This window comes from Enterococcus sp. H57 (genome assembly GCF_003112495.1).
Classification (GTDB): Bacteria; Bacillota; Bacilli; order Lactobacillales; family Enterococcaceae; genus Enterococcus_B; species Enterococcus_B faecium.
The window spans coordinates 27,454-52,486 of sequence record NZ_BEHC01000035.1 but is presented as its reverse complement, the minus strand read 5'-3'; the positions used below and the strand labels follow the sequence as shown (position 1 = coordinate 52,486).

General features: G+C 39.3%; 22 protein-coding genes and 1 riboswitch. Of the genes, 21 read left to right on the top strand and 1 reads right to left on the bottom strand.

Annotated features, from left to right (window positions below; all coding sequences use genetic code 11):
* The first annotated feature begins 65 nt into the window (after positions 1-65).
* The 9 genes from mprF (at position 66) to thiT (ending at position 10,996) form a co-directional block, all read left to right on the top strand.
* Positions 66-2,639: a bifunctional lysylphosphatidylglycerol flippase/synthetase MprF gene (mprF, locus tag DIZ30_RS07935; protein ID WP_002298205.1), complete on the top strand. Its 2,574-nt coding sequence runs from the start codon at positions 66-68 to the stop codon at positions 2,637-2,639.
* Positions 2,640-2,792: 153 nt separating this feature from the next.
* The gene (gene ispE / locus DIZ30_RS07930; protein ID WP_002296028.1) at positions 2,793-3,644 is read left to right on the top strand and encodes a 4-(cytidine 5'-diphospho)-2-C-methyl-D-erythritol kinase; all 852 of its coding nucleotides are present in this window, start codon (positions 2,793-2,795) and stop codon (positions 3,642-3,644) included.
* A gap of 244 nt (positions 3,645-3,888) precedes the next feature.
* The gene (locus DIZ30_RS07925; protein ID WP_002298203.1) at positions 3,889-4,827 is read left to right on the top strand and encodes a metal ABC transporter substrate-binding protein; all 939 of its coding nucleotides are present in this window, start codon (positions 3,889-3,891) and stop codon (positions 4,825-4,827) included.
* A 22-nt stretch (positions 4,828-4,849) separates the two neighbouring features.
* Entirely contained in the window at positions 4,850-5,530 is a 681-nt protein-coding gene (locus DIZ30_RS07920; RefSeq protein ID WP_002287343.1) for a metal ABC transporter ATP-binding protein, read from the top strand.
* Positions 5,503-6,327 carry a metal ABC transporter permease gene (locus DIZ30_RS07915; protein WP_002287344.1) on the top strand — a complete coding sequence of 275 codons (825 nt, stop codon included), beginning with the start codon at positions 5,503-5,505 and terminating at the stop codon, positions 6,325-6,327. Before DIZ30_RS07920 ends, DIZ30_RS07915 begins: the two co-directional genes overlap by 28 nt.
* Positions 6,328-6,493: 166 nt before the next feature.
* Positions 6,494-7,312 carry a pur operon repressor gene (gene purR, locus DIZ30_RS07910; RefSeq protein WP_002287345.1) on the top strand — a complete coding sequence of 273 codons (819 nt, stop codon included), beginning with the start codon at positions 6,494-6,496 and terminating at the stop codon, positions 7,310-7,312.
* Positions 7,313-7,814: 502 nt separating this feature from the next.
* Entirely contained in the window at positions 7,815-9,188 is a 1,374-nt protein-coding gene (gene glmU, locus DIZ30_RS07905; RefSeq protein ID WP_002298200.1) for a bifunctional UDP-N-acetylglucosamine diphosphorylase/glucosamine-1-phosphate N-acetyltransferase GlmU, read from the top strand.
* A gap of 93 nt (positions 9,189-9,281) precedes the next feature.
* Positions 9,282-10,253, top strand: a complete 972-nt coding sequence (locus tag DIZ30_RS07900; RefSeq protein WP_002287347.1) for a ribose-phosphate diphosphokinase — start codon at positions 9,282-9,284, stop codon at positions 10,251-10,253.
* Between the two features lie 5 nt (positions 10,254-10,258).
* A riboswitch (TPP riboswitch) is annotated at positions 10,259-10,361 on the top strand.
* Positions 10,362-10,426: 65 nt separating this feature from the next.
* Positions 10,427-10,996, top strand: a complete 570-nt coding sequence (thiT, locus tag DIZ30_RS07895; protein ID WP_002298198.1) for an energy-coupled thiamine transporter ThiT — start codon at positions 10,427-10,429, stop codon at positions 10,994-10,996.
* A gap of 80 nt (positions 10,997-11,076) precedes the next feature.
* On the opposite strand, the gene DIZ30_RS07890 is transcribed toward thiT, so the two are convergent.
* Complete coding sequence (locus tag DIZ30_RS07890) at positions 11,077-11,850, bottom strand: hypothetical protein (RefSeq protein ID WP_002298196.1); 774 nt, start codon at positions 11,848-11,850, stop codon at positions 11,077-11,079.
* A gap of 267 nt (positions 11,851-12,117) precedes the next feature.
* On the opposite strand from DIZ30_RS07890, the gene DIZ30_RS07885 reads away from it, so the two are divergent.
* From DIZ30_RS07885 to pknB, 12 genes are all read left to right on the top strand, one after another.
* A complete protein-coding gene (locus DIZ30_RS07885) occupies positions 12,118-13,818 on the top strand; it encodes a patatin-like phospholipase family protein (protein WP_002298194.1) in 1,701 nt (566 codons plus the stop codon).
* Positions 13,788-14,006 (top strand): YdbC family protein, encoded by a 219-nt coding sequence (locus DIZ30_RS07880; RefSeq protein WP_002287352.1) that lies wholly within the window; start codon positions 13,788-13,790, stop codon positions 14,004-14,006. Before DIZ30_RS07885 ends, DIZ30_RS07880 begins: the two co-directional genes overlap by 31 nt.
* A 19-nt stretch (positions 14,007-14,025) precedes the next feature.
* Positions 14,026-14,916 (top strand): YicC/YloC family endoribonuclease, encoded by an 891-nt coding sequence (locus DIZ30_RS07875; protein ID WP_002298192.1) that lies wholly within the window; start codon positions 14,026-14,028, stop codon positions 14,914-14,916.
* A 17-nt stretch (positions 14,917-14,933) separates the two neighbouring features.
* Positions 14,934-15,218 carry a hypothetical protein gene (locus DIZ30_RS07870; RefSeq protein ID WP_002287356.1) on the top strand — a complete coding sequence of 95 codons (285 nt, stop codon included), beginning with the start codon at positions 14,934-14,936 and terminating at the stop codon, positions 15,216-15,218.
* Positions 15,219-15,704: 486 nt separating this feature from the next.
* A complete protein-coding gene (gene gmk / locus DIZ30_RS07860) occupies positions 15,705-16,319 on the top strand; it encodes a guanylate kinase (RefSeq protein ID WP_002287358.1) in 615 nt (204 codons plus the stop codon).
* A gap of 4 nt (positions 16,320-16,323) precedes the next feature.
* A complete protein-coding gene (gene rpoZ / locus DIZ30_RS07855; protein WP_002287365.1) occupies positions 16,324-16,629 on the top strand; it encodes a DNA-directed RNA polymerase subunit omega in 306 nt (101 codons plus the stop codon).
* A 252-nt stretch (positions 16,630-16,881) separates the two neighbouring features.
* Positions 16,882-19,290 (top strand): primosomal protein N', encoded by a 2,409-nt coding sequence (priA, locus tag DIZ30_RS07850; RefSeq protein ID WP_061573454.1) that lies wholly within the window; start codon positions 16,882-16,884, stop codon positions 19,288-19,290.
* 14 nt (positions 19,291-19,304) lie between these two features.
* Complete coding sequence (gene def / locus DIZ30_RS07845; protein ID WP_002287369.1) at positions 19,305-19,796, top strand: peptide deformylase; 492 nt, start codon at positions 19,305-19,307, stop codon at positions 19,794-19,796.
* Complete coding sequence (fmt, locus tag DIZ30_RS07840; RefSeq protein ID WP_002298189.1) at positions 19,789-20,727, top strand: methionyl-tRNA formyltransferase; 939 nt, start codon at positions 19,789-19,791, stop codon at positions 20,725-20,727. Before def ends, fmt begins: the two co-directional genes overlap by 8 nt.
* Positions 20,727-22,085, top strand: coding sequence for a 16S rRNA (cytosine(967)-C(5))-methyltransferase RsmB (gene rsmB / locus DIZ30_RS07835; protein WP_109023171.1), 1,359 nt, complete (start codon positions 20,727-20,729; stop codon positions 22,083-22,085). Before fmt ends, rsmB begins: the two co-directional genes overlap by 1 nt.
* 12 nt (positions 22,086-22,097) lie before the next feature.
* On the top strand, positions 22,098-22,838 hold the full coding sequence (locus DIZ30_RS07830) for a Stp1/IreP family PP2C-type Ser/Thr phosphatase (RefSeq protein WP_002287376.1): 741 nt from the start codon (positions 22,098-22,100) through the stop codon (positions 22,836-22,838).
* A complete protein-coding gene (gene pknB, locus DIZ30_RS07825; protein WP_002298187.1) occupies positions 22,835-24,904 on the top strand; it encodes a Stk1 family PASTA domain-containing Ser/Thr kinase in 2,070 nt (689 codons plus the stop codon). The genes DIZ30_RS07830 and pknB overlap by 4 nt, the downstream gene beginning before the upstream one ends.
* Positions 24,905-25,033: the final 129 nt, after the last annotated feature.

The window sequence follows — 25,033 nt, the reverse complement described above, 5'->3', positions numbered from 1 at the left end:
AATTAAAATAAATAAGATAACATTGGGGTATGACACAAAAGTATACAAGTTAGGAATGGGAAAATGTGAAAAATAAACGATACTTGATGCTGCAATGGATAAAGGAACATAGTCTGATTTTAAAACTGATTTTTTTCGGCTCCGTGTTAGTCTTTGTGGCAAATCAAGTCGCAAATATTGCTAATGGCATGAGTTGGCAAGATATTTGGCAAAGGATGGGACAACAAAGCCACATGACGATCCTGCTCATGATTCTGGCTGGAATGCTGGGTGTCACTCCGATGTTGTTGTATGATTGGGTGACGATCAGAGTCTTAGAAAAACAAGGAAAACCAAAAATGGAAAGAAAAGAGTTTCTTCTTGCTGCGTGGGTAACAAACACGATCAACAATCTCGCCGGTTTTGGTGGTGTGGTAGGAGCAAGCCTGCGAGCTAGTTTTTATGGAAAGCAGACAAATAGAAAAATGGTTTTAGCCACTGTATCAAAAGTCGCACTATTTATGCTGACTGGTTTGTCTGTATGGTCGTTTCTTACATTTATTGATGTCTTTTTTATTCAGTCAGAAAGTATTTTTCGAAGCTATTGGATCTGGCTTTTCGGCGGTAGTTTTTTAGCACCAGTCATTTTCTTTTTTGCTTATCTAAAGAGAAAGACCTTGTTCTCTGAGTTTTATCCAAAAGGCTTGCTTGGTCTGCTACTGGCATCCTTTGGACAATGGACGGGAGCCCTTGCGGTATTTTTGATCATCGGCAAGTTGATGAGAATAGATATTTCGATGCTTTCGATCTATCCTATGTTCATGATTGCTACATTGATAGGAATGCTGACGATGGTCCCAGGGGGAATGGGGACTTTTGACGTTTTGATGATCTTAGGAATGAGTCAATTGTCTGTTCGGCAAGATGTAGCAGTAGTTTGGCTATTATATTATCGGTTGTTTTATTATGTTCTACCTTTTATGACGGGACTTCTATTGTTCATCACACATACAGGAGTCAAAATCAATCGATTTTTAGATAACATTCCGCGACTGTTTTTCCAAAAGGTTGCGCATATCGTGCTCGTAAGTGCTGTCTATTTTGCGGGAATCATGATGGTACTTCTATCAACAATCACTAATCTGTCTGCAATCAGTCGGCTATTTCAAGTATTATTGCCGTTCTCATTCAATTTTTTAGATCAGACAGTGAATCTATTGGTTGGCTTTTTATTACTCGGCCTTGCTCGAGCACTTTCAGTAAAAGTCAAAAAGGCATTTCTGCCTACGATTGCTTTACTATCTTTTGGTATTTTAAATACAATCACACGTACGTTATCTTGGCAGTTGATATTGGTATATGTCTTGATTCTGTTAGCTGTGTGGTTATCCAGAAAAGAATTTTATCGAACAAAATTCGTTTATTCTTGGGGAGCTATAATCTTTGATGCTAGCTTGTTCGGCTTTTTGTTTATCGTTTACGCAATTGCAGGCTATCACAGCGGACGCTTTTTAGTCGGTCGAATAACAGGAAACCATTTTATTTTGTTTCCTTCAGATGATGTGTGGTTCTCAGGGCTTATTGGTTTGGGCATCTCATTGCTAGCTTTAGTGGCGCTTTATCAATATTTAGCTGAAGATACTACGAAGCTTGGCAGTGAGTACGAAAAAGACCGTTTTGACCGTTTATTGGAAACATACGGAGGCACAGCTACAAGCCATCAGCTTCGCTTGTCAGGTTACAGTTATTTTTATTACCAAGAAGATGACCAAGATCAAGTCGTTTTTGGTTATCAGATCAAAGGAAACAAATGCTTTGTTTTAGGAGATCCAGTTGGAAATCCTAAAATGATGCGGGCAGCAACGAATCAGTTTATGAAACAAGCAGATTGTTTAGGCTATCAGCTTGCGTTTTATAAGATATCAGAAAGCTACGTAGTGATGCTTCATGAATTGGGTTTTCACTTCACGAAAGTAGGTGAAGCAGGGATTGTTGATCTAGCAACAGAAGACTTGTCTCGGCTGAGTCAGCAACTTGAATATCAACGTTTGATGAAAGAAGGATACCATTTTACTTGGTACGATCAACTGCCAGAAGAATTACATCAAGCTGTAAATGAAGTTTCACAAAAATGGCTTCAAGGTGCACGAGAAAAATACTTCTCTGTGGGACGATTTGATAAATCATATGTATTATCTAGCGGTGTCGGTATTGTCCGTAAAGATCAAAAAGTCGTTGGCTTCATCACCGCTCAGCCGATGACGAAGAAGCAGGCGGGATATGATTTGTTGCGGGTCTTACCTAAAGAATCTGAGGAATTAGCTGACTATCTGTTAGCCAATCTGTTTATTGTATACGAGAAAATGGGCTACTCGGAAGCGAATCTAGGCTTAGCTCCATTAGCTAATGTTGGAGAAACAGATTTTTCTTTCTTTCAAGAAAAAGTCATGCATATCGTATATAATTATGGTAATTTTTTCTATTCCTTCCAGTCTGCTTATGAAAAGAAATTAAAATATGTCGATCATTGGGAAGGACGTTACTTTGCTTATAGGAAAGGAAGTAATTTCGGATTTGCTACCATGCAGCTACTCAGTCTGATAGGAAAAGAAAAAGGAAATGTTCCGAGTTTGGCAGAAGAAGTGCTCACAGAATTATAAGAATCACTAGAACTTGTTTGGATTATGAAGAGAAAATTCTGTGAAAGCTGTTGAAACGATGACAAAATCAACCACTAGGCAGACATAAGCTATACTTTTATTTTTCCCTATGATAGAATACTTGCGACTTAGACTTTTCGAATGGGTGAGAGGATGGAATTGATTGAAAAAGCGCCAGCCAAGATAAATTTAGGACTGGATGTATTATATAGACGGCAAGATGGGTATCATGAGTTGGAAATGGTGATGTCGAGCGTAGACTTGGCAGATCATCTATTTTTTGAAGAAATAACAGAAGACAAAATCATTGTAGAAACAAATAAAGCATTTTTACCGGTAGATGAACGGAACAATGTTTATCAAGCTGCTTTATTGCTAAAAAATAAATACAATATCAAAACCGGTGTCAAGATCTTTGTTAAGAAGAATATTCCAGTAGCAGCTGGATTAGGCGGAGGAAGTACAGACTGTGCAGCTGCTCTAAGAGGGATCAACCAATTATGGAATCTGGGCTGTTCGTTAGAAGAACTGGCAGAAATCGGTTTGGAAGTCGGTACAGATGTTCCTTACTGTGTCTACGGAAGTACGGCATTTGTCGGTGGCAAAGGGGAAGAAATCCAAGTATTACCTTCTATGCCACAGTGCTGGGTTGTGTTGGTCAAACCAAGAATGAGTGTCTCTACACGTACAGTGTTTAGAGAAGTAGATACGCAAGCCATCCAACATCAAGACATCCACGGACTTGCTGAAGCCATCCGAGAGCAAGATTATCAGCAGATGATCAAAAAAATGGGAAACAGTTTAGAAGATATAACGGGAAAGCGGCATCCAGTCATCCATCAAATCAAAGAGCGTATGATCAAGTACGGAGCAGATGCCGCATTGATGAGTGGAAGCGGACCAACCGTTTTTGCCTTGTGTCAACATTATTCAAGAGCGCAGAGAGTATATAATGGGTTAAAAGGTTTTTGTGAGGAAGTTTATTTAGTACGAACCCTGCAATAAAATATAAGAAGTAAAATAGGTGATGAAAAACTGAGGAATCCTAAAATGGTATTCTTCAGTTTTTTATTGTAGTGAATTGGCTAGATATGAGCAGCAACTCATCCATTTTACGATTTAATCAAGAATATACATGCTTAAATCAGAAATTGATGGATTTCTATTGACTGTGTTTTTTTATTTTGATACATTAGTTCACGTTAATAAATCGTAAAATTCCGATTTGTTCATTGAAAGGAGCATATAAATGAAAAAATATCTTTTGACAGCTACGGTAATGATAGGTGCTTTACTGTTTGCAGCATGTGGAAATACGAACAAGGAAGCAGACAAAAAAGAGGATTTGACGATCGTTACGACTTTTTATCCGATGTATGATTTTACAAAAGAGATCGTAGGGGATGAAGGAAACGTGAAACTTTTGATCCCTGCTGGAACGGAGCCGCATGATTTCGAACCAAGTGCAAAAGAAAGAGCAGAAATTTCCGATGCAGATGTTTTCGTGTATAATAGTTCAGACATGGAATTTTTTGTGGATTCGTTAAAGGACTCAGTGGATAGCAAACAGACCTTGATGATCGAAGCAGCTAAAGGAATCGACCGTTTAGAATCGCAAGAAGCAGACGAACATGAAGAATCAGAAGAAGGGCATGATCATTCACATGAATACGATCCACATGTTTGGCTCGATCCGGTATTAGCTATAAAAGAAGTCAGAACGATTGCTGAAGAATTAGGCGAAAAATATCCAGATAAAAAGGAAACTTTTACGAAGAATGCCGATGCTTATATCAAAAAGCTTGAAGCACTGGATCAAAAATACTCCGATGAGCTAAAAGATACAACAAACCGCACATTTGTCACTCAGCATGCTGCTTTTGCTTATTTAGCGAATCAATACGACTTAAAACAAGTAGCGATTTCGGGCGTTTCACCAGATCAGGAACCCACACCAAGCCGCTTAGCTGAACTAAAAGAATTTGTGAAGAAAAACAACATCAAAGTGATTTATTTTGAAGAAAATGCCTCTTCGAAGGTAGCTGAGACATTGTCGAATGAAACAGGAGTGAAGCTAGAAGTGTTGAATCCTTTAGAAAGCTTGACTAATGAACAAATCAAAGCAGGCGAAAATTATATTTCTGTCATGGAAAAAAATTTGGAAGCTTTAAAAGAAAGTATCAATTAAGTTTTAGAATGGAGGTTGTAAGGTGCGTTATATCGAAATATCTGATTTGACCTTTTACTATGATGATGAACCTGTACTAGAAGATGTCTCTTATCATGTAGATGCGGGTGAATTTGTCATTTTAACTGGAGAAAATGGAGCAGCCAAGTCAACCTTGGTGAAAGCATCGTTAGGATTACTGAAACCTTCAAAAGGAATGATAAAGATTGCTGAGAAAAATCAAGAAGGAAAAAAATTAAGTATCGGCTATATTCCCCAACAAGTTGCATCTTTCAATGCAGGTTTTCCTAGTACGGTGATCGAATTAGTCCGTTCAGGAAGATATCCAAGAGGCCGCTGGTTCAAGCGTCTCTCTGAAAAAGATCATCAACATGTACAGCGTGCTTTAGAAGCTGTAGGGATGTGGGATATGCGAAACCGGCGAATAGGTGAATTGTCTGGCGGACAAAAGCAGCGAATCAGTTTAGCGCGTATTTTTGCTACTGACCCTGACTTATTTGTTCTTGATGAACCAACAACAGGTATGGATGAAGAATCCAGAAATGAATTTTATCGTCTTCTCCGACATAGTGCGCATGTCCATGGGAAATCAGTTCTAATGATCACCCATGATCATGAAGATATCAAACAGTATGCGGACAGACAGATCCGACTGGTGAGAAAGGAGGATTCTCAATGGCGTTGCTTTCATATGAATTCATGAGAAGAGCGTTTCTTGCCGCTATCTTCATTGCCGGAATCGCCCCGATGCTAGGTGTGTTTTTAGTGATCAGAAGACAATCGCTGATGGCTGATACGCTTTCTCATGTCTCTTTAGCAGGGGTAGCGTTAGGATTCTTTTTGAACCTTAATCCTACACTTACGACCATGCTAGTCGTTGTATTAGCAGCTGTGATATTGGAGTATCTGCGAACGATCTACCGAACCTATTCAGAAATCTCCATTGCCATTTTAATGGCTGGTGGTTTGGCGCTAGCGTTAGTATTGATGAATTTGAGCGGAGGGAATTCAGCAACAAGTATCCAATCCTATCTGTTTGGTTCGATCGTGACCATTACATGGGAGCAAGTCATCTTTTTAGGAATCTTATTCGTTGCCATCGGTATATTGTTCTTTTTATTCAAACGGCCGATGTATGTTCTGACTTTTGATGAAGATACCGCCCACGTGGATGGGCTACCCGTTCATTTGATGTCGATGATGTTCAATGTGATTACTGGTGTGGCTATTGCTGTGATGATCCCGATTGCCGGTGCACTTTTGATATCCGCAATCATGGTTCTTCCCGCAGCAATCGGTATGCGATTAGGCAAAAGCTTCAATGTCGTGATTGCTATCAGTGTTTGTGTAGGATTTCTAGGGATGCTGTCAGGACTAACTAGCTCGTTTTATCTAGATACACCTCCAGGAGCAACAATCACATTAGTCTTTATTGCTTTGTTCCTGATTGTAAATATCATCAAACGAATATTGGTTGCCTTCAGAAGAAAAAATAACTAAATTATAAAGAAAAGAAGCCTTATAAAAACGAAAAATTTTTTATAGGCTTCTTTTTATTTTAATAAATACCGAACTATTTTCTTATTTTTTCATAAAATGCTCGAATTTTTGAAGAAAAACTTATATAATGTAAAACGATAAAATTTCTTAAAAGGAGTTGGAATAGGTGAAAGTACGTCGCAGTGAACGTCTAGTTGACATGACACAGTATTTATTGAATCACCCGCATGAATTGATTTCCTTAACAAGCTTTGCCGAACGTTATGAATCTGCTAAATCTTCTATCAGTGAAGATTTGGGAATCATCAAGAAAACATTTAAAGAACGAGGGTATGGAACCTTGGAAACAATCCCAGGTGCTGCAGGTGGTGTATTGTTCATCCCTGAAATTTCATATGAAGAGGCGAAAAAATATATTGAATCTCTAGCAGAACGTCTATCAGAACAAGACCGTCTGCTTCCAGGAGGATATGTTTATCTCTCTGATTTGTTAGGAGAACCTGAACTGCTGCGTCAAGTTGGAAGAATCATTGCTTCTAAATACCTTGGTGAAAAAATCGATGCTGTAATGACTGTAGCCACAAAAGGCGTACCTATTGCCCAAGCTGTGTCCTATTATCTGAATGCGCCATTCGTTATTGTACGCCGGGACTCAAAAATAACAGAAGGATCAACAGTAAGTGTCAACTATGTGTCTGGATCTTCTGAAAGAATTGAAAAGATGGAACTGTCTAAGAGAAGTTTGAAACGTGGTTCACGTGTCCTTGTAGTGGATGATTTCATGAAAGGCGGCGGAACAGTCAACGGAATGAAGAGCTTGATTGAAGAATTCGAATCAGAACTTGTTGGCATCACTGTATTTGCCGAATCAAAATTCAACGGTCATCGCGCCATCGATGATTATACGTCACTGCTTTATGTCAAAGATGTAGATACTCAAACGAAAAATATTACGGTTGTGCCGGGAAATTATTTTTCAGAATAAGAGGTTGTGAAAAAGCCGCTTAGTTTCGAGTAGTAAGAAAAATTTTGTGAAAATGGCTTTCCACATTTTTTCATAAATTTGGCTTAATACCGAGAAACTGGCTTTTGAACACCGTTTATCTAGAGGTTGTGAAATCAGCGTCCTGTCCTGAGTATTAGCTCAATAAACGGAAAAATTGCTCCTCATATTTTGCCGTTTATTGAGCTAATACCGAAGGTCAGCTGATTGAAAACCGTTTAATGAAGAGGTTGTAAGCCTACCGTTTAACTCTAAGTCACAAGAAACGATTTCAAAAAACAGCTTTTCATGTTTTATGAGTAGTGTGACTTGTGACCGAGGAGTTGGCAGGAGAGCACCGGTTACCAAATAGATAGGCCCGTTATGGTCTATCTATTTTTTTATCCAGAAAACGCTGGGATAAAAGAAAATCACTTGTTTTGTTGAAAAAATGGGTATACTGGGATAAACTGAAATCAGCAAACTATATTTAGGAGTGACGCAGTTGGACGCACGTTATGCAATTATTTTGGCGGCAGGGAAAGGTACCCGCATGAAGTCAAAATTATATAAAGTTTTACATCCCGTTTCTGGTAAACCTATGGTAGAACATATCATTAATCGGGTCAGTGAAACGAAACCAGATGAAGTGATTACGATCGTTGGACACGGAGCAGAACAAGTTAAAGCACAACTAGGAGAACGCAGTAAATATGCGTTACAAGCAGAACAATTGGGAACAGGACATGCTGTTTTGCAAGCTGCTTCTTTCTTGGAAGGAAAAAAAGGAACAACGTTAGTTATCAGTGGCGATACACCATTATTGACTACTGAAACGCTGAACAATCTTTTTGAATATCACCAAGGAAAAAATGCAAGTGCAACGATCTTGACGGCACAAGCAGAAAACCCAACAGGATATGGACGAATCATCCGTGACCATATTGGGATCGTAGAAAAAATCGTGGAACAAAAAGATGCAACACCAGAAGAAGCTCTTGTACAAGAAATCAATACAGGAACTTACTGTTTTGACAACGAAGCTTTGTTCGATGCGTTAAGCAAAGTTGGAACAAACAATGCTCAAGGTGAATACTATCTAACAGATATCATCGAAATCTTAAAAGAAGAAGGCAATACAGTTGCTGCTTATCAAACGGATGATTTTGAAGAATCAATGGGAGTCAATGATCGGATCGCGTTAGCTAAAGCAAATGAGATCATGAGAAAGCGAATTAACCAGATGCATATGGTCAATGGCGTAAGCTTTGTCGATTCAGCAACGACATACATCGATGCAGGCGTAGAAATCGGTCCAGACACATTGATCGAAGCAGGTGTACAAATCCAAGGAAATACAGTCATCGGTTCTGATTGTGTCATCGGGGCACATTCAAAAATCGTAGACAGTAGGATTGAGGATCACGTCGTCATTGAAAACTCAGTCATTGAAAGCAGCCATGTCAAGAAACATGCAGATGTGGGACCTTATGCACATTTACGACCAAAAGCTGAAATTGGCGAAAACGTCCATATCGGAAACTTTGTGGAAGTGAAAAATGCTCAAATCGGCAAAGGAACTAAAGTCGGTCACTTGACTTATGTTGGTGATGCTACGCTGGGAGAAGAAATCAATGTCGGATGTGGTGTTGTCTTCGTCAACTATGATGGAAAGAACAAACATCATACGACTGTCGGCGACCACAGCTTTATTGGTTCTAGCACGAATATCATCGGACCTGTCGAGGTAGCTAAAAACAGTTCGATTGCTGCCGGGTCAACAATTACAGACAATATTCCAGAATATGCGCTGGCAATTGCGAGAGCAAGACAAGTCAATAAAGAAGGATATGCAAAAAAACTCCCTTATCTAAACTAAGACTTTTGCAAAATCACTTGATTTATTTAAAAAATATGACTACTATTTATTAGGTAGAATTCTAGAGTTGTGAAAAAGAAAGTGGAGGTCCCCATGTCAAAACATTACTTTGACCCAAGATTAAAAATTTTTGCGTTAAATTCCAATCGCCCATTAGCAGAGAAAATTGCAGCAGCAGTCGGCGTCGAGTTAGGAAAATCATCTGTTACTCAATTTAGTGATGGAGAAATTCAAGTAAACATTGAAGAAAGTATTCGTGGATCGCATGTCTATGTTATTCAATCAACGAGCAGCCCAGTCAATGATAACTTGATGGAGTTGCTGATCATGATTGACGCACTGAAACGAGCAAGTGCAAAAACAATCAACGTAGTCATGCCTTATTATGGCTATGCGCGTCAAGACCGTAAAGCACGTGCACGGGAACCAATCACAGCGAAATTAGTAGCAAACATGATTCAAAAAGCTGGTGCAACAAGAATGCTGACTTTGGACCTTCATGCAGTCCAAATCCAAGGTTTCTTTGATATTCCAGTCGATCATTTGATGGGTGCGCCACTTATTGCCAATTATTTCTTAGAAAAAGGAATCAAAGGCGATGATGTTGTCGTTGTTTCACCAGACCATGGTGGTGTCACACGGGCACGTAAATTAGCGGAATTTTTGAAATCTCCGATTGCGATCATAGACAAACGCCGTCCAAAAGCAAATGTTGCAGAAGTAATGAATATCATTGGACAAGTCAAAGGCAAAACTTGTGTACTGATCGATGATATGATCGATACAGCAGGTACGATCACATTGGCTGCCAATGCTTTGAAAGAAGCTGGTGCAACTAGTGTGTATGCTTCATGTACACATCCAGTATTATCCGGCCCTGCTTTACAAAGAATAGAAGATTCAGCTATCGAGCGTCTAGTTGTTACAGACTCGATCTATCTTCCAGAAGATCGTAAAATCGACAAAATCGATGAAGTAAGTGTTGGCGGACTAATGGGAGATGCAATCAAACGTATCCATGAAAACAAACCAGTTAGTCCATTGTTTGAAACAAAAAATAAATAATAAATAAACTCACAAAGGGGAGTCCAATTGGGCTGAGATTGAATCTATTTCTAAACCCTTCGTACCTGTATCGGTTATGCGAGCGTAGGAATTGTGAATAAACAGCTGTTTGACTATTTTCGAAAGCTGCTTCCTCCTTTGTGACTTTTTTATTCAAAGGAGGAAGTTTTTTTATGGGAAAAAATAGAGTTTGGGTAGAAGGAACGATTGTTGCAGCGTTAGCGATGGTGTTGTCGTTGATTCCGATCCAGATCGGCAGCAGTTTTTCTATTTCATTAGGGCAGATTCCATTGACTCTTTTTGCGTTAAGAAGAGGGACAAAGGCAGGGATGCTGGCAGGTTTCATTTGGGGCATCCTACATTTTCCGTTGGGACAAGTTTATTATTTAAGTGTCGTTCAAGTGTTGATTGAGTACCCGATTGCCTATACTTTTGCAGGCGCAGCAGGGCTCATGGCTTCAAATGTCCAAAAAGGCTATGTAGACGATAATACGAAACAAATTAGAAAAAACATCGTGTTTGGTGCATTGATTGGCGCACTTTCCAGATATTTTTGGCATTTTATTGCAGGAGTGGTTTTCTGGGGAGCGTATGCACTATGGGGGATGAATCCTTGGCTCTTTTCTTTCGTAATGAATGGTGCCAGCGGGTTGAGTACAGCTATTGTAACGATCATCGTTTTATTAGGGATCCAACAAACGATTCCTTCGATTTTTGTGCCAGATAAACGACAGGAGCTGTAAATAAAAAAGAAGCAAGAAACTTGAGACAGAATCATGTCCTAGTTTCTTGTTTCCTTTTTATTTTTTGATAAGAAATAGATCTACTTCAATGGCAGATAAGAAAGATCGGCATCTTCTACCAATTGCCAGTGTCGATCGGTGACAGAGTAGATTAAAGTAGCGATGATTTCCTCTTCTCGATACCGGGTGCCTTTTAATTTCCAAATATAATCTTCAATCACATAGATTGGGATACGATATTCACCATCGATCAAACCAACTTGATCAAAAGAAAAAATGATCCCTTCCTGCATCAAATTACGCATTTCTTTCAATAATTCCACACTGATTTTTTCAACAGGTGTTTCTTTTTTGAAAAAAGATTTTTTTACATTGATCTTATCTGACAAGATCGAACTTAATTTACTAGCAAAAATCCTATAAAATTCATCTAAATAGCGATAATAAATCCGATTCAGCTGATCATTAAGATCGAAGTATACAAAATTATTCTGTAGTTTATAAAAAAACGGCGAATGAAGATGTGTTTTCATATGACCAAAATATAATAATTCTGAAATTTCTAAAGGTGTCAATTCTTTCAGCATCGTTAAATCAGTAAAGTCGATCCACTTCAATTCATCGAATCCACGCCTGTTACGAGAAGAGGAAAAGAAACGCTGAATATTTTCTGTACCACGGATTACTTTCAGCCCTGTATGGGATTCATATTCTCCAGCAGAAGCAGATGGATCAAGCAAGAGCAAGTTTTGAGGAAAATGCACGATACTGTTTGCAAAGTCAGTAGCAGTCAGCCCTTTTGTTAAAACAGCATTACTTGTGGTATCAATATGTACATAAACTGACTCAGTCATCATGTTCCTCCTCTTATTTCCTCTTAATCTCTTTTATTTTACAACATTTGCATTAAAAAAGCTTGTTTCTTTTATTTTAAAATTCCATTACAAAATCACGTTTTCATTGAGAACACTCTCATTTTCAATTAATTTTTGTGATTTTTGTATTTTTTTTATTTAAAGGAGGTTTTATGAATTGTTTTCTTATGGAATCTACAAAGTCGAATACGAGACTCATGACCTTTTTATGACGTACTGGTATACTTGAAGAAAAAGGAGAGAGCGATGGAGATAAAAAAAGTTTACTTTTCACAGAAAATGTCGCTGTATTCGCCTATCCAGCAAGCAAAACAACCCCTTCCATTTTTTCAAAGTCATCAAGAAAGTAGAGACGCTTTTTGGCGTTCTGCAAAAAAGCAATGTGCTTTTAAAGCAGTATCGAAAAAATATACCGTCTATTTTACTATTGCTAAAAGTAGAGGAAATGTTATTTTTAATAATCTGTTGATTGAAGGTGAAACTTTTGAATGGAAAAATTTTTTTCGGTATATGGAAGCTTGCGCTCGTTTTTTTATTAAAGAAAACTGTTGTTTTTTATTTCAATTTCCTCTATCAGAAGAATGGTTGCGTATTTTTCATAAAAACGGCTATCAAGGAACCACACAATTAAATAAAAAGCTGGTCTATCATACAGCACTTGTTTTAGGTGGAGGAGGAGCGCACGGTGCTTATCAGATTGGTGTGTGGCAGGCGCTGAAGGAACATGATATCAACTTTGAGATTATCACAGGTACATCGGTAGGTGCGTTGAACGGCGCATTGATTTTACAAGGAGATATGAAAAAAGCTGTGAATTTATGGAAAAAGCTGTCGACAAGACAAGTGCTTGCGTTACCAGAAATGGCTGCGGTTGAAGACCTTCGTGAACGCTTCTATCGAGAAAGACGCCAAATGACGAAAACAGCACTAATTGAAGGCGGGGTTTCTTCTGCTCCATTGGAAAAGATGGTCAAAGACAATTTGGATTTGTCCTTACTCAAACATAATCCCAAAATACGTTTATATACGGTGTCTACTAAACTGCCAGAACTAGCGGAAGTAGTGACTGATATCCAACAGACAAAAACAGAAGAAATACCAGATTGGATACTCGCCTCTGCTTCATTTTATCCCGCTATGGCTTATCGAAAGATCGGAAAAAATAAATATGCAGACGGTGGGTATCGCAACAAAATACCTATTGATATTGCGATTAACAAAGGAGCAACAGAGGCATTTGTCGTAGATGTGCAAGGGCCAGGCCCAGCGAAAAAAATTCGTATGCCAGACATTTTTATCCATTGGAAATGTCAAACATTGTGGACACTAGGCAGCTTTCTGCTTTTTGATAGCCAAAGGAACCAATTAAATTTACAATTAGGCTATCTGGAAATGAAAAAACGATTAGGCTGTTACTATGGGAATTGGTATACATTTCATTCTGTTAAACCTGCAAGAACATACTGGCGAGGATTTTTGTCTTACTTAACAAAAGAAATTCAGTTAGAATTATCTTTTTTCAAAAGCATAAAATTTTGGCAAAAACTGCGTAATTTATATAAGAACAGGGTCGTACCAGAGACATGCGGATTGGCGATGCTAGAACTTTTAGCAAAAAAACATTTTTTACTGCCCAATGAAATCTATCAAGTAGACATGATGATTCAAATGATCTGCCAACAAGATATAAAAAGTATGCCGGATGATTTATTGGCACAAATTGGTCAATTAAGTACTGAAGAATGGCGAAGGTATCGAAAATACCAGCAAAAAATACAAAATGAGCGCACGAAAACTGTTTATTTTGATTTTCTGCTACAAGGAAAACGCAAGGATCGTTTGCAGTATGAATTGCTTAAGCAACCAGTTGACACATTACTGATCCTATATTTATATTATCTCAAGGAGGAACAACCATGGCACAAGAATTTTCATATGAAATCGTAGAAGAAATCGCTATATTGTCAGAAAACAACAAGGGGTGGCGTAAAGAACTGAACCTAGTCAGCTGGAATGGTCGCCCGCCAAAATTCGATCTTCGAGATTGGGCGCCAGACCATGAAAAAATGGGGAAAGGCCTGACATTGACGAACGAAGAGTTTGAACAACTGCAAAAAGCAATAGAAAATATGTAATGAGGAAGGACCCTGTCGAATGAAAAGTATGACTGGTTTTGGCAAAGCCATCCGCGAAACAAAAGCGTATCAGTTAGATATTGAAATAAAAAGTGTCAACCAGCGTTTTCTAGATGTTCAAATACGAAGTCCTAAAATCCTGAACTTTATTGAAAACGATTTTCGTCAGCTTATTAAACAGCAGTTAAGCCGCGGTCGAATCGAAGTATTTGTGAATCTAGCTTATATTGGCAAAAACGAAAAACAGATCGTCATCAACTGGGAATTGATTGATTCACTTATCACTCAATTGACAGACGGAATTCAACAACGATACGGTAGTCAAAATCAAGTGTCAATTAGTCGGATGGCGGAACGCTTCGCGCTGGACGAAAACTTCGTAACGGTAGAAGAAAAACCGGAAGAGAGCATGGAAGAATTGGCACAGTTAGCTCTAGATACATTGAAAAGCGCACTTGATTCTATTGAGGCGAGTCGAGAAAAAGAAGGTCAAGCTTTAGCTTTAGTGTTGAAAAAGAATACTGAAGAATTCAAAGAAGTACTAAAAAAACTCGATAGTTTTGTAGAAATCTATGAAAAGGAATTTCAAATAAGGTATCAAAAAAAGCTGGAGGAATTTCTTGGAGCGAAAGTCGATGAGCAACGGTTGTTGACGGAGCTAGCCATCTTGTTGGAACGCGGAGATATTCACGAGGAACTGGATCGTCTGGCGATCCATGTACAAAAACTAGATGAACTTATCGAAGCACAATGTCCTGTAGGTCGGGAATTAGATTTCCTGATCCAAGAAATGAATCGGGAAATTAACACGATCGGTTCCAAATCAAATGCAATCGAAATTAAAAATCAAGTCGTCCAGTCTAAGACGATCTTAGAAAAAATCAGAGAACAAGTACAAAATATTGAATGACGAAAGAGGTAGAGATAATGAAATACTATGACGTAACGTTCCACGAATTAAGTGGAAAAACTGTTGTAAAACGGGATATCCCTTCTGAAAAAAACGGCTTTGACGTATGGAAAGATGCCTGTGCAGACTATAATGAGAACGAACTGTTTATTTTGATCAACGACGGTGCTTACGTGACGATGAATCGGAAATTTATTGTTCGAATCGACACAGAAGAGGTAGAAGATCCGACAGAAAAAGCACGTTCTCGAAAAGATGAGATCATGGGTGTAGTGAATACTTTGTCCAATATGGGCTTTTAGCAAGGATGCTGAACAAAGAAATACAATAAATAATCAGAATTGGATTTCTTCGCTTAGCTTCTTTGCTCTAGGAATACATTTAAAGGTTGTGACAAAATTCGTGTCACAATCTTTTTTTATTTTGAATAAGTGATGTTCAAAAACCATTTTCTCGGTATTAAGCCAAATTTATGCAAAAATGTGAGAAATCATTTTCACAAAATTTTTCTTCATACTCGAAACTAATCGGCTTCTTCACGACCTCTCATACACGGCGTTCAAAAGCTTGCATCTGCGGTAATAAGCCCAACCAAACGAAAAACATGAGAAACTGTTTATGTTTGGCTGTTCTTATTACTTGATGCAGAACAGCTTTTTTACGACCTCTTGGTACAGGGTAGCTTTTTTACCAATTTCTAGCTATAATTAAAGATAACCTTGAAAGTTGCAGAAAAAAAGTGCAAAATAAACGATAAGTACAAAAAGACTAGTTGAAAGGACGTCGTCATGTCAGAGCGTGGATTATTAATCGTGTTGTCTGGTCCATCCGGTGTAGGAAAAGGCACAGTACGAAAAGCAATTTTTGAGAGTGAGGATAATGATTTTCAGTATTCGATCTCAATGACTACCCGTAAAATGCGTGAAGGGGAGGTCGAAGGCGTTGATTATTTCTTCCGAAGCAAAGAAGAGTTTGAATCAATGATCGAAGCTGGAGAGATGCTGGAATACGCAGAATATGTCGGGAATTATTATGGAACTCCTTTGTCATATGTCAACAAGACATTGGATGAAGGAAAAGATGTTTTCTTGGAGATTGAAGTCCAAGGAGCAAAACAAGTCAAAGAAAAAGTGCCCGATGGTGTATTCATCTTTTTGACTCCGCCAGATTTAGCGGAATTAAAATCACGGATCGTAGGCCGAGGAACAGATGCAGATGAAGTAATCGAAGAACGAATGAAAGTTGCAAAAGAAGAAATCGAAATGATGGCTCTTTACGACTATGCTGTTGTAAATGATGAAGTGCCGTTAGCAGTTGAACGAATCAAAAACATTATTGCCAGTGAACATTTTCGAGTAGATCGCGTAATCGGTAAATATATTAAAATGTTAAAGGAGATGTAGTCTTATGATGTTAAAACCTTCAATTGACTCACTATTAGATCGTGTAAATTCAAAATATTCTCTAGTGATTTTAGCAAGTAAACGCGCGCATGAATTGGATGCAAGTGCACAGCCTACTCTAGATTCTTTTGATTCAGTAAAAAGCGTCGGTCAAGCTTTAGAAGAAATCGATGCAGGAAATGTAGTCAATGATCCACATCCTGAATTAAAACGTGAACGTTTGAAGATGGAAGAAGAGGAACGTCAAGCACAAAAAGAGCGTGAACAACACGAATTGGAATCACGTATCCGTGAAGAGCAAAAAATGTAATAAAGAAAAATAGAGCGAACATCTAAAAAGAAAAGCAAACCCAGCTGTTTCCTTTTCAAACATTCGCCACTTATTGTCTGGTAGAAAAGGCTGTGTCTGAACTTTTTGACACAGTTCTTTTTTTTCTTATCTGCTGTTAATTTTTTGTTAGGATTTGGCAGAAAATAAGACAAATCCATCGATCTCTAGTAAAATAGGCAAGGAACTTTTTGTCGCTTGATAAGAAAAGACAAAAAAAGGAGGAAACGAACCATGACATTAACAGCTGAAGTCATTGTGGACGTACCTACTATGCAGACCGATCAGCCATTCACTTATTTGGTTCCCTCTGAAATGGAAACAGCTTTGCAAGTCGGGATGCGAGTAGAAGTCCCTTTTGGTAATGGCAATCGTCATGTCCAAGGATTTGTTATGGCTATCCAAAAATCAGAAGAATCAGCTAATCCATCTTTGAAGGCAGTTATTCGTTTGCTAGACCTTGCTCCGGTGGTCAATGAAGAATTGCTTTCATTAGCTGATTATATGAAAAAAATTACTTACGCATTCAAAATCACTTGTCTACAAACGATGCTTCCGAGTGTGATGAAAGCAGAATATGATAAATTGATCTATCCTTTGGCAGACACACCAGAAGTTCAGGTATTGTTTGATCAGCGGGAAGTGATTTCCTGGAAGGAAGCAGAAGAAGAAGGCAGCCTTTCTCAATTGATTCGCTGGCGCCAAGAGCAATTAGTAGATATCAAATATGAAGTCCATACACGAAATAAAGTAAAAACGATTCGTTTGGTCCGTTCTTTGTTAACTGAAAAGCAAATCGAAGAAGAATGGGCAAAATTACGGCAAAATGCCAAGAAACAAAAAGAACTTCTTTTGTGTTTATCTGAACTGAGCCAAGAAGAACCAATTGCTTATTTCAAAAATAAAGGAATCAGTACTGCTGTCTTGAATCAAGGAAAAGAAAAGGGCTGGCTGAAGTTTATAGAATCAGAACGTTATCGCGACCCTTATAAAGACCGAGTATTTGACCAAACGACGGCATTGGAACTGAATGCAGAACAAAAAAATGCTGTCGAACAAATCATCACAGCAGGTCAGCAGCAAAAAGATCAGGTCTTTTTGCTGGAGGGAATCACCGGCAGCGGGAAAACAGAAGTATATCTTCAGGCAATCGCTGATGTTTTGTCAGAAAATAAAACGGCGATCATGTTAGTGCCTGAAATCGCATTGACTCCGCAAATGGTCGAGCGATTCAAAGGACGCTTCGGAGAATCAGTTGCGGTCTTACATAGCGGACTTTCCCAAGGTGAAAAATATGATGAATGGCGCAAGATTGAGCGGGAAGAAGCGCAAGTAGTAGTAGGCGCACGATCTGCTATTTTTGCCCCGCTGAAAAATATCGGGCTGATCATTATCGATGAAGAACATGAATCAAGTTACAAACAAGATGAGACACCGCGTTATCATGCGAGAGATCTAGCAATTTGGCGCAGTAAATATCATCATTGCCCAATAGTTCTAGGAAGCGCGACGCCCTCTTTAGAATCAAGAGCACGAGCTCAAAAAGGCGTTTATCAGTTATTGCAGTTAAACCACCGAGCCAAAGCAGCTGCACAGCTTCCAGCTATTGAGATCGTAGATATGCGTGAAGAGTTTCAGAATCATCGGACCTCTACTTTTTCTGCTAATTTGCAGGAAAAAATACAAAATCGATTAGACAAAAAAGAACAAACTGTCCTACTGCTCAATCGTCGAGGATATTCGTCTTTTGTGATGTGTAGGGACTGTGGATTTGTTCTTCCATGTCCTAATTGCGATATCTCTCTTACACTGCATATGGATACACGTTCAATGCGCTGCCATTATTGCGGACATGAAGAACCTATTCCCAATCGCTGTCCTAATTGTGACGGCAATAAAATCCGCTACTATGGAACAGGTACTCAAAAAGTAGAAGAGGAACTCCGAGAACTTTATCCGCAAGCTAGGATTTTGCGTATGGATGTAGATACCACTCGAAGAAAAGGGGCACACGAACAGATTTTACAAAAATTCGGTGCAAAAGAAGCAGATATATTATTAGGGACACAAATGATTGCTAAAGGTTTGGACTTTCCAGAAGTGACATTAGTTGGGGTGTTGAATGCTGATACCTCCCTGAATTTACCGGATTTTCGTTCTAGTGAGCATACATTCCAATTGCTTACCCAAGTTTCAGGACGAGCAGGGCGAGCGGAAAAAGCAGGCGAAGTCGTGATCCAAACATTCAATCCTCAACATTACGCCATAGAATTGGCTAAAAAACAAAATTATGAGCAGTTTTATCAGCAGGAAATGCATGTACGGCATCGTGGAGGCTATCCTCCTTATTACTTTACTGTGAAAATAACCGCCAGCCATCCTGAAGAACAAGTGGCGGCAAAGAAAATCTTTCAGATTGCCAATCAGCTAAAAGAAGTGTTAAGCCCTCAAAGCTTGCTATTAGGGCCAACGCCCAGCATGATTTTGAGAGTGAAAAACCGTTATTATTATCAACTAATCATCAAATATAAACATGAACCGAATCTTCCTCATGTTTTGGATGAAATTTTGAATGGAAGCCAGAAAGAACAGCGACAAGGTCTTTTTGTGGCAATTGACAACGAACCATTAAACTTTATTTAAGAAAGGGCCAAATTATGCGCTATCCTATATTGATCCACCCTAATGATAAATTAAAAAGAACTGCTCAGCCAATCGATGTAATCACGGACGAGACAATCGCTTTATTAGACAATTTATATGAGACAATGATTGCAAATGACGGAATAGGGATCGCTGCTCCTCAAGTAGGACAAAACAAGAGAATTGCTGTGATCGAAGTAGATGAAGGCGAGAAATTTGAACTGATTAACCCAGAAATCATCGAAGCAAAAGGTGAAAGCCTTGACGTAGAAGGTTGTCTCAGTATTCCGCATGTCTATGGAACGGTCAAGCGAGCAGATGAAGTGACCGTGCGTTATTATGATCGAGACGGAGAAGAGATAGAAGTGACGGCATTTGGCTATTTAGCCCGTGCCTTCCAGCATGAAATCGATCACTTAGACGGTATCTTGTTCATTGAGAAAATGATACAGCAGATCCCGGAAGAAGAACTTGAAGAATATATGGAGGAACATCTTGATGACTAAGCTAGTATTTATGGGCACACCTGCTTTTTCTGTGCCGATTCTTGAAGGGCTGATAGAATCAGGTTACGAGATCCAGGCAGTGGTAACACAGCCCGACCGTCCAGTTGGGCGGAAACGAGTAATTACGCCGACACCGGTAAAAGAAGCGGCTCTGAAGCACGGTATCCGTGTGCTGCAGCCAGAGAAAATCTCCGGTTCGCCAGAAATGGAAGAAATCATTGAATTGGCGCCTGATGTGATCGTCACTGCGGCATTTGGCCAATTCTTGCCTGAAAAGTTATTGCAAGTACCAAAATTAGGGGCAATCAATGTCCATGCTTCTTTACTTCCTAAATATCGGGGAGGTGCGCCTGTTCATTATGCCATCATGAATGGGGAGAAAGAAACTGGTGTAACGATCATGGAAATGATCAAAAAAATGGATGCAGGCGGAATCTATGCGCAAGAAAGCATACCAATCACTAAACAAGATGATGTAGGGACGATGTTTGAAAAGCTTAGCCTTTTAGGAAGAAAGCTATTGCTAGAAACATTGCCCAATATTTTGGATGGACAAAAACCAGTACCTCAAGACGAGTCAGAAGCAACTTTTTCGCCAAACATCACACGAGAACAAGAAGCAATCGATTGGCATAAAACTGCAGAAGAAATTGACAACCAAGTACGCGGAATGCGTCCTTGGCCAATTGCATTCACGACCTATGAGGGCATACGCTGGAAATTATTATCGGTTGAAGTATTGGAAGAAACTACAGACAAAGCACCTGGTACGATCATCCGGAAAGACAAAAAAAATCTATGGATTGCTTGCGGTAAACAGACCGTCTTAGCCATCAATGAATTACAGCCAGCTGGTAAAGGAAAACAGGCCGTACATGATTTCCTTAACGGAAGCGGTCAGCAAGTTCAGATTGGTCAGCAGGTGAAATAATGAAAAAAATCCCTAAAAAAATGAAAAAATCAGTACGATATATGGCATTACTGACATTAGAGCGAGTGAACAAGGGTGGCGCCTACTCGAATCTTTTGTTGAATGAGATGATCAAACAAAGCGAGCTAAATCAAAAAGATGTGGGTTTATTTACAGAATTGATCTACGGTACGATTAGCCATCAGCGACTATTGGAATTTTACGTTGCACCATTGATCGCTAAAGCAAAAAAAGTGGATGACTGGGTCAAGACGCTTCTTTATCTTTCTGTATACCAATTAGAATTTTTAGATAAAGTCCCTGCACATGCTATTTTAAACGAGGCGGTCGAAATCGCAAAAGTAAAAGGAAATCCTGGGACAGGGAAATTTGTAAATGGTGTCTTGAGGAATTATCAGCGTCAAGGAGCACCAGATCTGCAAGGCATTGCTGATCCTATCGAAAGACTTTCTGTCAAAATCAGCCTGCCTCTATGGATGACGAAACGACTGGTGGATCAAATCGGTTATAAAGAAACTGAAAAGCTCGGTTTATCGCTATATCAGCCTAGCCATGCTAGTGCCCGAGTAGATACACGCCGACTTTCCAGAGATCAGGCCATCACTGTTTTGCAAGAAGAAGAGATCACAGCTGAAAAAAGCCAAGTCAGTCCATACGGTATAGTAGCGAAAAAAGGGCATTTAGCTTCTAGCTCATTGTTCCACGATGGCGTCATGACGATCCAAGATGAAAGTTCGATGCTTGTAGCGCCGTCTATGCAAATCGAGCCTGAACATCATGTCTTAGATGCCTGTGCAGCACCCGGAGGTAAGACGACGCATATTGCTTCTTTTTTAGATCCGTCATGCGGTGGAGAAGTGGTCGCTTTAGATGTACACGAACACAAAGTCAAACTCATTGAAGATAATGCAGCACGTCTAGGTGTCTCTTCTGCTGTCTACGCTCAAAAGATGGATGCTAGAGAAGTCAGTAAACAGTTCGAAGCAGAGCAGTTTGATCGGATTTTAGTAGACGCGCCTTGTTCAGGTCTTGGGCTGCTTCGGCGAAAACCAGATATTCGTTATAAAAAACAGCCGGATGAATTAGCGAATTTACCAAAAATCCAATTGGAAATTTTAGAAAGCTGCGCACCAGCTTTAAAGTCTTCCGGTATTCTGACTTATAGCACTTGTACGATCTTAAAAGAAGAAAACCAAGACGTTGTTTCTGCTTTCTTGGAAAGACACCCTGATTTTGAGAGGATTGATGTTTTGACCAATCCTATGCTACAATCATCAATCGAAGAGAAAATGTTGACTTTGTATCCGCATCAGTTTTACACAGATGGATTTTTCATTTGTTGTTTGCGCAAAAAGTAATGAGGTGAAAAAATGCAGATTGAATATCAATCAGATGTAGGAAGACGACGTAACACAAATCAAGACTATGCCAGTGTATTTACCAGCCGTTCAGGTCTCAAGCTTGCTGTATTAGCAGACGGGATGGGTGGTCATCGTGCCGGAGACATTGCCAGTCAGATGGCGGTAACGAATCTAGGCGAAGCTTGGGAAAAACAAGAAGCTGTTGACGATGAAAAAATCGCCCAATGGTTCATTCAATCGATTCAAGAAGAAAATATGCTGATTTATCAGCGTGGACAAGAACAGCCGGAATATAACGGTATGGGAACAACAATCGTAGCGGCCGCTCTGTCAGATGACTGGTTCACGATTGCCAATGTTGGGGATAGCAGAGCTTATTTGATTCGTGAAGATAAAATCATGCAATTGACGGAGGATCATTCTTTAGTCAATGAACTAGTCAAATCAGGAGAAATCAGCGAAGAAATGGCAGTGAACCATCCAAGGAAAAATATTTTAACACGTTCTGTCGGCATGCCTGGAACAGTCGAAGTAGATGTTTCTACTCATCTTTGGCAACTAAAAGATCGACTGCTGTTATGTTCAGATGGCTTGACGAACATGCTGTCTGAAGAAGAAATAGGAACGATCATCAATCAAGAAGGCCCATTGTCTCATAAAGTAACTGAGCTGATTGATCGTGCCAATGAAGCAGGCGGAGCGGATAATATCACCGTTCTTCTTATCGAATATAAGGAGGACAGTGTATGATCGAGTTGGGAAAAAAATTAAATGGCCGTTATCAAATCACTGGAAATATCGGTAGCGGTGGTATGGCAAATGTATTTTTGGCGCACGATTTAATCTTGGATCGTGATGTAGCAGTTAAAGTCTTACGATTTGACTTTCAAAATGACCAGACTGCGATTCGACGATTTCAGAGAGAAGCTTTAGCAGCAACAGAACTCGTTCATCCAAACATTGTTAGTGTTTACGATGTTGGTGAAGAAGACAACATGCAGTATCTGGTGATGGAATACGTCAAAGGAATGGACTTGAAACGATATATCCAAACACATTATCCTGTTCCTTATGAAACAGCAGTAAATATTATGCAGCAGATCCTTTCTGCTATTTCTTTAGCTCATAACCATCAAATCATCCACCGAGATTTGAAACCCCAAAACGTACTGATCGATAATGAAGGTGTTGTAAAAATCACGGATTTCGGGATTGCTATCGCTTTATCTGAAACATCGATCACGCAGACGAATACGATGCTAGGATCTGTTCATTATCTGTCCCCTGAGCAGGCCAGAGGAAGTATGGCAACGAAGCAGTCAGATATTTATGCTTTAGGGATCATCCTTTATGAGATGTTGACGGGTAGCGTACCGTTTGATGGTGAATCTGCTGTAACAATTGCTTTAAAACATTTTCAAGATGATCTTCCATCTATAAAAGCACTTGATCCAAATGTGCCACAAGCACTGGAAAACGTGATTTTACGGGCAACGGCTAAAGAACCTGCAGACCGTTATAAGTCAGCCGAGGAAATGTCTGATGATCTTTCTACAGTATTATCACCAGCTCGTGCAAACGAAGAAAAATGGCAGCCTCATGTGATGGATAATGAAACAAAAGTTATCACACCCCTTACGGAAGATGCACCAATGCCTGATACATTCAAATCTATGCCTCTGCCAAAAGACAAGCCAGAAAACGAAACCTTACCAGAGGAGGAAGAAGTTCTGCCTGATCCTAAAAAGAAAGGACAGAAAAAATGGTGGCTGATCCTATTAGCTATTCTTGCTGTTTTAGGAATCGGAACAGCTGTATTCTTTGCTTCTGGCGGGCGAGGAGAAGTTGTTGTTCCTGATGTTTCTGATCTTTCTGAAGCTTCTGCTAGAGAAACACTCGCAAAAGCGAAATTAGAAGTAGCAACAAAAACAGAAGAAATTGCAGATGACAAAATCGAAGAAGGTAATGTAGTGAAGACAGACCCGGCAGCGGGAACGACAGTCAAGCAAAAACGCGAAGTCACTCTGTATATTAGTAGCGGCACGAAAAAAATCAAATTAGATGATTACAGTGGTAAAAGTTATGAAGATGCCGAAGCAAGTTTGAAAGAATTAGGGTTTTCTGCTGACTTGATTCAAAAAGAAGAGGAATTCAGTTCAGAGGTAGAAAGCGGAATGATCATTTCGCAATCTCCATCAGAAGATACAGAAGTCGATCCTAAAACAGACACGATTACTTTCACAGTCAGCAAAGGACCAGAAACAGTGACTTTGAGTAGTCATGTAGGAGAAAACTACGAAACTGTTCGTAATTGGCTTGTTACACAAGGATTCAATATCAATAATATTAGTGCTACTTATGACTATAGCGACACTGTACCATCAGGTTCGATCATCAGTCAGGATCCAGCCTCGGGTGAAGTTGTAGCAGAAGAAACTTACATCAATTTTGTCGTAAGCCAAGGAACAGAGCCTAAATTGAATGATATCTCCGGCTATACAAAAAGCGAAGCACAAAGTTATTTAGCTAGTGTCGGTGCAGAATATATCGGGCATGAGACTTCCGAATATTCAAACACGGTGGATAAAGATAAAGTGATTCGTACAGTACCAGGGGCAGGAACGACAATTACCAAAGGAATGGTTGTGAACGTAATTTACTCTAAAGGACCAGATCCAGCGTCTTCTAGTTCTGAAAAAGACTCTTCAGACAGTTCTAGTAGCTCAAGTAGCTCCAGTAGCACAAGCAACTCTTCAAAAGAAGAATCTTCCAGCTCCACAAGTTCATCAGCTAGCACCTCAGAAAGTTCAAAATAAGTGCTGAATAAAATATATCAGAAGGGAATGCGACATTGATTTGTTGCATTCTCTTTTTTGTGTTTCTATCTCTTTTGATCAATTTTCAAGCCTTATACTTTGAGAAGTTTGCATGGAATAACACCTACT